We start from the raw sequence: 12599 nt of genomic DNA on the forward strand, positions 1-12599 counted from the left end.
ATTTTCTACGATAGCGTACATTTAAACTATTGAATTATAAATGAATCCGTTGGGCGGAGGCTCTTCTAAGCCTCACTTTTCGAGCCTTGGCGGAAAAATGCGATGCAAAATTAATAAAATTTATTATCATCAGCAAATTGAACGGTGTTAAATTTTGCAGTTATGGAATATTTTTGTAATTTTGCAGCGCTTTTCGAGAAAAGTGGCCGGTAAGGGCTGAGAGAGCCCCGGCAGCGGCTTTTCAAAGAAAAGTCCCAAACAATTATTAATTTTTTAAATTCTCTCAATCATGCATCTTTCAGCAGAAGAAAAGAAACACATTTTCGAGACTTACGGACAGGGTCCTACAGACACAGGCAGCCCCGAAAGCCAGATTGCGCTTTTCTCAATCCGTATCAAGCATCTTACCGAGCACCTCAAAGAGAATCACAAGGACTTCACAACCGCACGTGCCCTCAAGGCTCTCGTTGGTCAGCGTCGTAGCCTTCTTGATTACCTGATCCGCAAAGACATCAACCGTTATCGCGCGATCATCGCAAAGAAAGAGCTTGGAATCAGAAAATAATTCTGCAATTTCAGAGAAATTTAAAAGCAGAGGAGAAAATCCTTTGCTTTTTTGTTATATTAACATAATTGACAATAATGGATAAAGCGCGGCGTATAATAGAGAAATTGCCTTCATGGCTTCTGACGGCAGTGACAGTGGCAGCCATCCTGTGGCTCACGCTTGTTCCCCGTCCGTTAGGCGATATGAAGCCGGAATTGTTTCCCGGCGCAGACAAAGTGGTTCATGCCATAATGTTCGGCGGTCTCGCGCTCATGATCCTCACCGACTGTTCGCGTTCACGCGGCTGGCACAGGCTTTCCGTATTGTCAGTTATAATGGCGGCGTCTATCTCCACACTCTTCGGTGTTGTGATCGAACTGCTGCAAAGAGAGATGGATCTGGGACGTTCTTACGATTTTTACGACATGCTGGCAGATGCTGCCGGTGCGGTTGCAGCCGCATTGCTTTGGTACTTATTCACACGATTCCCACATGGAAGAAAACAAAAATCCTGAACAGACTCAGACGCAGGAATCACATACAGATCCGCAGGTCAGCTCCGGGAAGCCTCCGAAAAGGCATCTCGTCAGACCGACATGGCTGAGACGCACGCTTAAGACTCTGGCTTGCGTATTGGTGGTGATTATGTTGTTGCCCGTGCTTTTGTATATTCCGCCGGTGCAGACGGCTGTTAAGAACATAGCCTGCAAATTTGTATATAAATCCACGGGGATGAAGGTTGACATAGGGAGGTTCAGACTCAGTTTTCCTCTCGATGTGAGTCTTGACAGTGTTGTGGTTCTCGATCAGCACGCCGACACGATGGTCAGGGCTAAAAAAGTCATTGCCGATGTGAAGCTGCTGCCGCTTTTGCGTCTTGACGTGAGGATAAAACGGCTTATGCTCGAAGAAGGCTATTACCGCATGGTCTCGCCAGATTCCTCCATGATAATGCAGGTCTCTGCCGGTCTGCTCGATGTGGATGACAAAAGTTCGGCAAATATGTCAAGCGGCGAGATAAGTCTGAACAAGGCATTGCTTCGCGACGGTGATCTCAAGCTATATATGAATGTATGGAAACAGAAGCCTGCACCTAAGGATTCCTCTTCCTCTACTCCGTTTCTAATAAAAGCGAATGATCTCAGGCTTGAAAACTTTTCGTTTGCCATGTCTATGCTTCCGACAATCGACACCCTTTATCTCAGGGCGGCTGATATAAACCTTAAGCGGGGAGTCGTTGATCTCAGCAAAAATAGTGTCCGCTGGTCACTTGCATCTGTAGCCGACGGTTCCGGCGCATATTACACTCCGACCCCCGAGTGGGTAGCCGCGCATCCGGCTCCCGAATCAGAGCCCTCGTCCGGTCCGCCCATGCAGATCAAGGGTGATTCCATCTCTCTTGACGGTTTCAGTTTCATATATGCCATGAAAGGCGCTACACCGCAACCCGGCTTCGATGCGTCATACATAGATGTTTCGGAGATCGCACTCGGGATGAAGGATTTCTATAACGAGTCATCGACTGTAAGACTGCCGATCACGCGTCTTCAGGCGAAGGAACGCAGCGGTCTGCAGATTGTAAGCGGCAAGGGGAGTGTTAATGTAGATTCCACCGGTCTGGCGCTTAAGAATCTTGATATAGCCACACTTTATTCCTACGTCAGAGGAGATGCCGATGTCCCTTTCGCACTTATGGAACTCAAACCGCAGGCTCCTGTCAACGTGAATGTGGATGCCCGTATCGGTATGCCCGACATAGATTCCTTTATGCCTGCGTTTAAAGAATACACATCGATGCTGCCNGGTCGCAATCCGCTTGATGTGGAACTGAAAGCNGAGGGCTCGCTCGAATCTGTGGAAATAAGCAATCTGGAGGCAAGTCTGCGCGATGTCCTGTCGCTGCATGCCTCCGGATATGCCGACAATCCTCTTGACATAAAGAAGATGGAGGCGGAACTGGAGTTTGACGGTAATCTTTCCGATCCGCGTCTTGTAGACAGATTTATGGGAGACTCCGGAATAAAAGTACCGGCTTTTCATCTGGCAGGAACAGCCACGGCGGAGAGGGAGAATTATGGCGCCGACTTTACGCTGACAAGTACTGCGGGGAATGCCGCGGGCACAGGTCATGTAGGCATGAATTCCGAAAAATACAGCATAAACGTTGAAGTTGAAGGTCTTAACGTGGGTGAGTTCGTGCCATCGCTCGGAATCGGCAGTGTGACGGCGGAGGTGCAGGCGGAAGGCGCAGGCTTCAATCCTCTGAGCGGAAGCGCAGTCACGGATGCAAGAGTCCGGATCAATTCAATGGAATATAACAAGCGCGAATACAGAAACATACGTGCCGATGTGATTCTGCATCCTGACAATAACTTCGATATATATGCGGTCTCAGCCAACGATGGGTTGAATCTTGAACTCGAAGGCAACGGTTCAATACACCCTGATGATTATGTGTTCGACATCGCCGCCCGTATCCGGGATCTTGACCTTCGGAAACTGGGCATGTCACCCGAGATGAACAACGGAAAGGGAACTATATATATCAGCGGCACCGCCAGTCCTGACCGCTGGCTTTATTCCGCAGACATTAAACTCGTGGATTTCGACTGGAATCTGCCAAATCAGTATATACATTTGCCAGGGGGGCTCACGGCTCGTGTCGAAGCCACGGAAAACGCAACATCCGCCGATGTCGATTCCTATATGACATCGCTGGCTTTCCGGAGTCCTGAAGGACTGAAGATGCTTGTGGAAGCCATGACCAAGGTATCGGATGAGATAATGGCACAGGTCAAAACCCGTGATCTGCGCATGGATGCGCTCAGCGCGGCTCTTCCTCCCTTCACCCTGTCTTTCAATGCCTCGGGGCGCGGTCTTCTCAACCAGTTCATGGTTCCGGCGGGTATGAGTCTTGACACTGTCTACGGCTCGTTACAGAAAGATTCGCTCTTTCACGGAGACCTGAGGCTGAGACATCTGACTTCAGGCTCTATTGAGATAGATACCATCGGACTCTTGCTTTCCGAACGGCGCAGTCTGCTTGACTACAGGATACACATGGGCAACCGTCCCGGCACCATGGATGAGTTCGCGCAAGTGAACCTCAACGGTTATTTAGGCTCAAACCGTCTTGGTGCTTTTCTTACTCAGCGCAATCTTCAAGGAAAGACGGGTTATAGAATCGGTCTTACAGCAGCGTTGCAGGATTCCGTGGTCTCGGTCCACTTCACGCCGTTGAAGTCCACAATCGCATATCTGCCCTGGACTCTTAATGATGACAACTTCATCGACTACAATATCCACAATATGAAAGTCGAGGCGAATCTGCAGGCGAGCAGTGACGAAAGCAGCATTCTTCTTCAGACTCAGCCCGTGTCTTCAGGTCTTGACGAACTTCATATGAAACTCGAGAATATCAAGATCGAAGACTTCCTGAGCATGTCGTTGCTCGCTCTGCCGGTGACCGGCTCTGTCAATTCCGATCTTCATGTGCTCTATGACGGCTCAACGCTCTCAGGCAAGGGCACACTCGGCATCCGCAAGCTGACCTATGCGAAAAATGATCTCGGAGACTTCGACCTGAAACTTGATGCCGGGATGGCGCACGATGGCAGTACGGATGTTAACGCCGCCATGCTGATAAACGGCGAACCGGCAATTGCAGCATATGCCAATGTCCGCAAAGACTCAACAGCCGGAATGACCCCTGACAGCATAGGAGTGCGCCTGACGGAATTCCCGTTGAAACTCGCCAATCCTTTCCTTGACAACATGGCGACTCTTTCTGGAAACCTCAACGGAGAAATGAGGATGGACGGAACTTTCTCAAAACCGATATTTAACGGGAACATCTCATTTGCGGATGCTTCGGTCTATATCCCCATGGCAGGATGCAAGCTTAGTTTCGACACTGTCCCGGTGACAGTGCGGAGCAGTGTCATAGATTTCGACAAATTCGATATCTACGGGGCAAATGACAATCCCTTGACTATTGATGGCTCTGTAAACGCCCAATCGTTAGGCAACATACTTCTTGACCTCGGGATTACTGCCGGCAATTGCCAGCTCGTGAAGAGCGACAGCCGTTCGAAAGCAGACCTTTTCGGAAAACTGTTCATAAATCTCGACGGTACTGTCAAAGGTTCCACAAACCTTATGGATATAAAAGCCAAGCTAAATATTCTCGGCACATCCGATGTGACATATCGTCTTAACACAGTGCAATCGGGGCTATCGGGCGGTACGACCGATGACGTTGTCAAATTCGTGAATTTCAATGACACCACTCAGGTTGCCGGTGCGGATTCCGTAGCACCGACATCGACCATGCGAATCAGAGCCGGACTGACAATATCTCCCGGAACGCAGGCGACGGTGCTGCTTTCCACCAGTAGCCGGGACCGCGTGCAACTGCAGCCCTCCGGTACTCTTAACTATTTCCAGAACTACATGGGTGACATGCGTCTCAACGGAGTCCTGACGCTGGGCAACGGTTTTGCCCGCTACAGCCTTCCGCTGGTGGGAGAGAAGACATTCACATTCAAGCCATCGAGCCATGTGACCTGGGCAGGAGACATAATGAATCCGAAACTTGACATAGTAGCCACAGACAATATCAAGACTAACGTGACGGAAGGGTCAGGCAGCAGGCTGGTCAATTTCCTCGTGACACTGATGGCGGGAGGAAATCTCAATGCTCCGAAAATCAGTTTTGACATGTCGACCGAGGATGACGCGAGCATCAAGAACGAACTGCAGTCGATGAGTGCAGACCAAAGGCAGACAACGGCAATGAATCTTGTCCTTACCGGTCATTATACGGGTTCAGGCACCAAGATGGGCACACCGGGTTTCAGCACAGGTATGTTGTACGGTTATCTGGCATCCACCATCAACAACTGGGCGGCGCAGAATATTCGCGGCGTAGATCTCTCTTTCGGTGTAGACCAGTACGACAGGACACAGGATGGTTCTAACAGCACGCAGATGAGCTACAGCTACCAGGTGTCGAAATCCCTTTTCAACAACAGGTTCAAGATCCAGGTCGGAGGAAATTATTCCACAGACGCCTCCGCCGACGAGAATCTCAGCCAGAACCTTATAAGCGACATTTCCGCCGAATACATACTCAAGCAGACGGAAACCGTGAATATGTCGGTAAAACTGTTCCGGCATACCGGATTCGAGAGTATTCTCGAAGGAGAGATCACCGAGACGGGAGCCGGATTCGTGATGAAACGCAAGCTTAACAATCTGCTTCATCTTTTCCGGATAAGGCACGGACGGAAAAAAGAGAATCCCGACACAACCGCCGTCGGCGACACAATCTTGCGTGAGGATAAGGATACGGCCGCAACCGGCAATGTAAAGATCAGAAAAGAGGATGATGATTAATAAGAAGAAAACATATATGAAAAATATAAAGCCGATGCATATTCCTGTTCTGACGGCTCTTGTACTGGTCTTCATCGTTTCGGGATGCTCCACCACATCGAAACTTGAGGATGGCGAGATACTGTATAACGGAATGAAACTTAATGTCTCTCCCGCCGCCGGAGACAAGGCTCCGGGGGAGATGGTGTCAGACATGCAGAAAGCCGTAAATGTGAGACCCAACAATCCCTGGCCGTTCATATCTCCCTATATCCGCAATCCTTTCCCCATAGGACTGTGGGCTTACAACCACATGAACGACTCAGCCAAAGGGTTAAAAGGATGGATATACAAAAAACTTGCCGAGCAGCCCGTCCTCGTGAGTGACGCCCGTCCGGAAGTGCGTGTCAAGATGCTTGAATCCATACTCGACAACAACGGCTATTTCGGTTCAAGAGTGTCTTATTCCCTGAAAAGCGGAAAGAATCCGAAAAAGGCGAAGGTTATATATGACGCAAAACTTCCTGAACCATATCTGATCGACAGTATACAGTACATAAACGACGGAACAAAACTCGGATTTCTCATAGACACGATCTCCAAGCGGAGCAAATATCTGGTCAAAGGTGAACGTTTCTGTGTGGATTCACTTGAGGTTGTGCGCACAAAGATCGCCAATACACTCCGAAATCTTGGATATTATTATTTCAGACCCGAATATATAGAGTATCTTGCCGACAGCCTTATAACACCGCATGCGGTGGCATTGCGCGTATCTCTTGCCGATAATGTTCCGGAGCTCGCACGCCGGCAATACAGGGTAGGGGATGTGTATACCTACGTGCTCAGACGAAGCACGAAGAATCCGGGCGTTCCCGACACCATCGAGACCGACAAGGGAAAGCTTATTGTGTATCGTCCTGCAAAGCTGCGAAAGAATGTGATACCCTCTTGCATAACATTCCGCAAAGGGCGCATCTTCTCGGTGTGGAACATGGACCGCACGCAGGAAAGACTCTCTCGTCTCGGCATGTTCAGTAATATCCAGATGCAGGCGGTGCCTGCAGACACGTCATCGGTCGATCCCCGTCTTGATTTGTACATAACATGCCAGTTCGACCGCCCGATGGAAGCCACGCTTGAAGCCAACGTGGCATATAAGTCCAATTCTTATCTTGGTCCCGGTCTTGTGCTCGGAGTCACCAACAACAACACTTTCGGCGGAGGGGAGAAACTATCGGTGCAGTTCAATGCCAATTATGAATGGCAGACCGGACGCAACCGCGGAAGCATCTTCAACAGTTACGAATTCGGTGTCACCGGTTCTCTCGCCTTCCCGCGACTTCTGGCTCCACGGTTCATACGCCGCACCGACAGAGAGCTGAACTGGACCACAATCTCTCTTGGAATGGATATCATGAACCGTCCGCATTATTTCAAATTAGCTGATTTCCATGCCGGAATCAACTATGAATGGCATCCGTCGCGCAATGTCCTCAACCAGCTTACACTGTTCAAACTCACCTACAACAAGCTCATGCACACCACAGAGGCGTTTGACTCGGTAATGGCAGCGAATCCGGCTGTGGCACTGAGCTTCCAGAGCCAGTATATTCCTCAGATGAGCTACACTTACACGCTCGACAAGTTTCTCGAACGAGAAAAAATCAACGGAATCAATTTCACCGCCACCGTGACTGAGGCGGGCAACGTGTTTGACGGCATCTACAGCCTTTGCGGAGTGAAAGGGGAGAAGCATCTTTTCGGCACACCCTTCTCTCAGTTTGTCAAAGGACAGGCGCAGCTTGTGTATAGCCGGCGTCTTGTCAGAGGCACAGACCAATGGCTCGTATCGCGAGTCCTCATAGGTGCCGCGCATGCATACGGCAATTCAAAGGTAGTGCCTTATTCCGAGCAGTTTTATATAGGAGGGGCAAACTCTATAAGGGCTTTCACCGTGAGGTCGCTCGGACCGGGAAGTTACCGCCCGCCAACAAACATGCAGAACGGGTATTTCGACCAGACAGGAACATTCAAACTGGAATTGAACACCGAATACCGGTTCCCGATAGTCAGTATCTTGCACGGTGCCGTATTCCTGGATGCCGGCAATATCTGGCTTCTCGAGAATGATCCGGCACGCCCCGGAGGCAAACTGTGCGGCAAGACTTTTTTGCGGGATCTCGCGCTCGGCACCGGAGTCGGACTGCGAGTCGACATCGGGATGCTTGTGCTTCGCGGTGATCTCGGCTATGGTCTCCACGCCCCGTATTACAACGGCACGAACCATTATTTCAACATCGCCTTCAAGAAGGCATTCGCCTTCCATCTGGCAATCGGCTATCCTTTCTGACAGGGTGGCAGGGTTGCCTGAGATAGGTTTCGATAATGTGCGCAAAGGGGTATGAAACGTGTATACGGACGTGTAACAAGAATGAATCAAGTGAAATAAATTATGTTTTATAACATGAAGTAGGGGATTTTTTTGTAATTTTGCAGACTGAAACAAACAAAGGTATGCAGAATATAAGAAATATCGCGATAATCGCGCATGTCGACCATGGCAAAACGACACTTGTAGACAAGATGCTTCTTGCCGGTCATCTCTTCAGAGAGAACCAGAATGCCGGAGAGTTAATTCTCGACAATAACGATCTGGAGCGCGAGCGCGGCATAACAATCCTTTCTAAAAACGTATCAATCAATTATAAGGGCACGAAGATCAATATCATAGACACTCCCGGACACGCGGATTTCGGAGGAGAGGTGGAGCGTGTGCTCAATATGGCAGACGGCTGTCTGCTGCTTGTAGATGCATTCGAGGGACCGATGCCACAGACTCGTTTCGTGCTGCAGAAAGCTATTCAGATGGGTCTGAAGCCGGTTGTTGTGGTAAACAAGGTTGACAAGCCGAACTGTCGTCCCGATGAAGTGAATGAAATGGTTTTCGACCTGATGTTCAATCTCGACGCTACGGAAGACCAGCTTGATTTTCCTACGATATACGGTTCGGCGAAGCAGAACTGGATGTCGGCGGACTGGCGTGAGCCTAAAGAGGACATCACCGCGGTGCTTGATGCGATAATCGACAATATCCCGGCTCCCACACAGCTTGAGGGCGATCCGCAGATGCTCATCACAAGTCTTGACTTCAGCAATTATGTGGGACGTATCGCAGTGGGACGCGTGCACAGAGGCACAATCCGCGAAGGACAGGAACTCGGTCTCTGCAAGAAAGACGGCACAGTGACGCGCCAGCGGGTCAAAGAACTCCACACGTTCGAAGGCATGGGGCGCAAGAAGGTTCAGGAAGTGTCAAGCGGCGACATCTGCGCCATTGTAGGTCTCGACAACTTCGAGATCGGAGACACCCTCACTCTTTTTGACAATCCGGAACCGTTGCCGCGTATCGCAATCGACGAGCCTACTATGTCGATGACATTTGCAATCAATGACTCGCCGTTTTTCGGTAAAGACGGCAAATTCGTGACATCACGCCATATCAACGACCGTCTTGAGAAAGAGCTTGACAGAAACCTTGCGCTAAGAGTGGAGAAAAGCGTGAATGAAGACAAATGGACTGTGTTCGGACGCGGAGTGCTGCATCTTTCTATTCTGATAGAGACGATGCGCCGCGAGGGATATGAGCTGCAGGTCGGTCAGCCGCAGGTCATCATTCGGGAAATCGATGGCAAGAAATGCGAGCCGATCGAGGCATTGTCAATCAACGTTCCTGAAAAATATTCATCGAAGGTCGTGGATATGGTCACCCGCCGCAAGGGGGATATCATATCGATGGATACCCGCAACGACCGCATAGACATCGAATTCCATATACCCTCGCGCGGCATCATCGGCTTGCGCAACAATGTGCTTACCGCTACAGCCGGAGAAGCCATCATGGCTCACCGTTTCCTTGAGTATCAGCCGTGGAAGGGTGATATAGAGCGTCGCACAAACGGTTCACTGATAGCGATGGAGGCGGGCACAGCCTACGCCTACGCCATCGACAAGCTTCAGGACCGCGGCCGTTTCTTCATTTTCCCGCAGGAAGATGTGTATGCCGGTCAGGTCGTGGGCGAGAACGCCAAAGAGAACGACATTGTAGTCAACGTCACGAAGTCGAAGAAACTTACAAACATGCGTGCGTCGGGTGCTGACGACAAGGCTCGCATCGTTCCCCCGGTTGTCTTCTCTCTTGAGGAGGCACTCGAATATATCAAGGAAGACGAGTATGTTGAGGTAACCCCCAACCATATCCGTCTGAGAAAGGTTATTCTTGATGAGAACGAGCGTAAGCGTGCAAGCCGCAGTTGAACCATAGGCAGATACGAGACGTTATAAAGACAAGAAAGGCGTTCGGCTCCGGTAGGCGCGAAGCCCCTTTGAGAGAACGTCTCGTTATAAATATAAATTAAAAAAGACCTCGGGAGTGTTCCTGAGGTCTTCGTTTTCCCGGTCCATCTGAAAAAAAGCGCCCTTTATAAGAACCATGAATGGCCGGGTGTGGGTGTCTGTGATTATCCGTTGGCAGTGCCTATGAGATCATTGAACGTACCTATAGAGAAGAGCCACCATATGAGGATAAAGATCAGTATAAGTATGCCGAGCCACAACCAGAGACGGTTGGTTTTTCTTGTACTATTGTTTTTCCGTATCTTGCCATTGGCTTTGAGACCTTCTGCCATGGGATTGACATAGCCTTCGCGTGCTTCACGAATCTCTCTTTTGAGTTCGGATTCGTTTTCCCTGATGTGTTTTTCCTTCGTATCCATAACCTTAACGATTTCTGTTTATTTACTAAATAAACAACAGGGGTATGTAAAAAGTTTTTATAAACTGTTTAAAATTCCCGGATAATCCAGTTAAGGTTGAGCATCAGCGTTGAAGCTGATTTGTGAGGCATCGCATAGGAGACGCCGAAGCCGAAGCTTCGCACGCGTATGCCGCCGCCAAGGGTGAATCCTGACAGAAAATTCCGTTGATATGCCGACATGTCCGTTCTCGTCTTGTAGTTATATCCTATGCCGAGATAGAAGCGTTCGGATGGAGAATATTGCAGACCGAACACAAGATGCCTGAACAGATCCGAGAAAAAGCCTGATTTTATCTCCTGTCTCTTTTCCGTATCGTTTTTGTCGTGTGAATAATAGGGAAGTTTCCAGCGTGTCAGATGCCAGGCGTTTATAGAGATCTGGAAAGGAGACGATCCGATTGTCTGCATGTAACCGAGACGGAAATCAAACGGCAGGCGGTTATATTCCGAGTCGAAACGTTTTATCTGTCCTCCCATATTGGTGAGCACGGCGGAAAAAGAGAGGTCTTTCTCCTCGTTATAATAGTTTATGCCCAGATCCACAGCCATTGCGAATGCATTGTACTGCTCGTAATTGCTGTATATCATGCGGTAGTTTATGCCGCCACGGAGTCTGTCGGTGATGTCATGTGAATATGAACCTTCAAACACGATGTCGGCAGGAGTGAAAGATCCAGTGGCTGTTCCGTCGGACATGTATCCGTCGAACGCACCATAGTTGAGATAACGAATGCCTGCCGCCCATGCTCCGCGCTCTCCTGCCGGCATCCCGAAACGAGCACCGCCGAAATTTCCGGAACCGATATAGTGCATATATGAAACGGCAGCCTGCGTTCCGATTTCCGGACCCAGCAGAGCCGGATTCTGGTCAACGAGCATGATGTCATTGTCGATTATCGCGCTGTTTACCCCGCCCAGAGCGTGCACATGTGAAGATACCGGTATGTCAAGAAAGCCATAACCGGAAGACGTCAGCTGGGCTCCTGCCGTAAAAGACAGTCCCGAAGCAATCAGTGCGGTAGCGTATATTTTCAGTTTGTCCGCGGATTTCATCTTTCTATTAACGTCAAAACCCTCTTTCTTCGTATAATCTTCCGCCATATTTACCGATGAAACGTCTTTCGGTGTCTCGTTACGGGATGTCCGGATGCTGAACAGCGTTTCATGATATGCCGCGTCTTCGGCATCCGTTTAAAAATTATTAACGATATTTAAGTGTATGGCGGTTGATTTATTGAAGCTAACATTTTAAATTTGCATCCGAATAATATACATTTCACGCAAATTTAAACTGAATGACACGAATCCATCTATATATATCGCTTTTGTTTGGTTTTATATCGCTGATGTGGGCGGGAGAATGCAATGCGCAGACATGCCGTGTCAAGGCTGGCAACGGTGCCTCCGGAGCCAAAGTCTACATGGAGGTGTACGAATATGATTATGTGAAGAAAAAACCGAGTTTTCCCGGCGGTGACGCCAAGCTTGTGGCATTTATAAATGAAAACAGGCAGTATCCTGCCGAGGCATATAAAAAAGGGATACAGGGCAGGGTTACATGTTCGTTTGTTGTCAATACCGATGGTTCCGTAAGCCATATCTCCATTCTCAAAGGTGTTGAACATTCCCTTAACCAGGAGGCGATAAGGATTATGAGCAAGATGCCGGAATGGACTCCGGGCATGCACGAAGGGCAACTTGTGCCTGTCAGGGTAATCTGGTCGGTGCCTTTCAGAAAATGACAGTTGCCGCAGACACAGGCACGGATGAATATGCCAACCGGATAACAGATACGGCGGAGTTTTAAAACTCCGCCGTATCTGTTATCCGGTTGGCATGCAGGATAGTCATCCTGAATAC

At 49.3% G+C, this 12599-nt stretch carries 7 protein-coding genes; 5 read left to right on the forward strand and 2 right to left on the reverse strand.

Annotated elements, in window-relative coordinates:
* Positions 1-289 precede the first annotated feature (289 nt).
* From rpsO to typA, 4 genes are all read left to right on the forward strand, one after another.
* Entirely contained in the window at positions 290-565 is a 276-nt protein-coding gene (gene rpsO / locus JX312_RS03270) for a 30S ribosomal protein S15 (protein ID WP_123405995.1), read from the forward strand.
* Between the two features lie 77 nt (positions 566-642).
* On the forward strand, positions 643-1062 hold the full coding sequence (locus JX312_RS03275; protein WP_204457062.1) for a VanZ family protein: 420 nt from the start codon (positions 643-645) through the stop codon (positions 1060-1062).
* A 4898-nt stretch (positions 1063-5960) separates the two neighbouring features.
* Positions 5961-8276, forward strand: coding sequence for a BamA/TamA family outer membrane protein (locus tag JX312_RS03280; protein WP_239653789.1), 2316 nt, complete (start codon positions 5961-5963; stop codon positions 8274-8276).
* A gap of 164 nt (positions 8277-8440) precedes the next feature.
* Positions 8441-10240 carry a translational GTPase TypA gene (gene typA / locus JX312_RS03285; RefSeq protein ID WP_204457063.1) on the forward strand — a complete coding sequence of 600 codons (1800 nt, stop codon included), beginning with the start codon at positions 8441-8443 and terminating at the stop codon, positions 10238-10240.
* 203 nt (positions 10241-10443) lie between these two features.
* Here the strand turns inward: typA and JX312_RS03290 are convergent, their stop codons facing one another.
* Both JX312_RS03290 and porQ read right to left on the reverse strand, forming a co-directional pair.
* On the reverse strand, positions 10444-10698 hold the full coding sequence (locus tag JX312_RS03290) for a hypothetical protein (RefSeq protein ID WP_123406001.1): 255 nt from the start codon (positions 10696-10698) through the stop codon (positions 10444-10446).
* A 68-nt stretch (positions 10699-10766) separates the two neighbouring features.
* Positions 10767-11840, reverse strand: coding sequence for a type IX secretion system protein PorQ (gene porQ, locus JX312_RS03295; RefSeq protein WP_204457064.1), 1074 nt, complete (start codon positions 11838-11840; stop codon positions 10767-10769).
* 194 nt (positions 11841-12034) lie between these two features.
* Between porQ and JX312_RS03300 the strand changes: the two genes are divergently transcribed.
* A complete protein-coding gene (locus tag JX312_RS03300) occupies positions 12035-12481 on the forward strand; it encodes an energy transducer TonB (protein WP_123406004.1) in 447 nt (148 codons plus the stop codon).
* The last annotated feature ends 118 nt before the right edge of the window (positions 12482-12599 follow it).

The organism is Barnesiella sp. CU968 (assembly GCF_905219685.1).
Lineage (GTDB): Bacteria > Bacteroidota > Bacteroidia > Bacteroidales > Muribaculaceae > Lepagella > Lepagella muris_A.

Coding starts and splice junctions, on each gene's coding strand:
- JX312_RS03290 (WP_123406001.1), bottom strand. CDS start 10,698: ATGGATACGAAGGAAAAACACATCAGGGAAAACGAATCCGAACTCAAA.
- rpsO (WP_123405995.1), top strand. CDS start 290: ATGCATCTTTCAGCAGAAGAAAAGAAACACATTTTCGAGACTTACGGA.
- JX312_RS03300 (WP_123406004.1), top strand. CDS start 12,035: ATGACACGAATCCATCTATATATATCGCTTTTGTTTGGTTTTATATCG.
- typA (WP_204457063.1), top strand. CDS start 8,441: ATGCAGAATATAAGAAATATCGCGATAATCGCGCATGTCGACCATGGC.
- JX312_RS03280 (WP_239653789.1), top strand. CDS start 5,961: ATGAAAAATATAAAGCCGATGCATATTCCTGTTCTGACGGCTCTTGTA.
- JX312_RS03275 (WP_204457062.1), top strand. CDS start 643: ATGGATAAAGCGCGGCGTATAATAGAGAAATTGCCTTCATGGCTTCTG.
- porQ (WP_204457064.1), bottom strand. CDS start 11,840: ATGGCGGAAGATTATACGAAGAAAGAGGGTTTTGACGTTAATAGAAAG.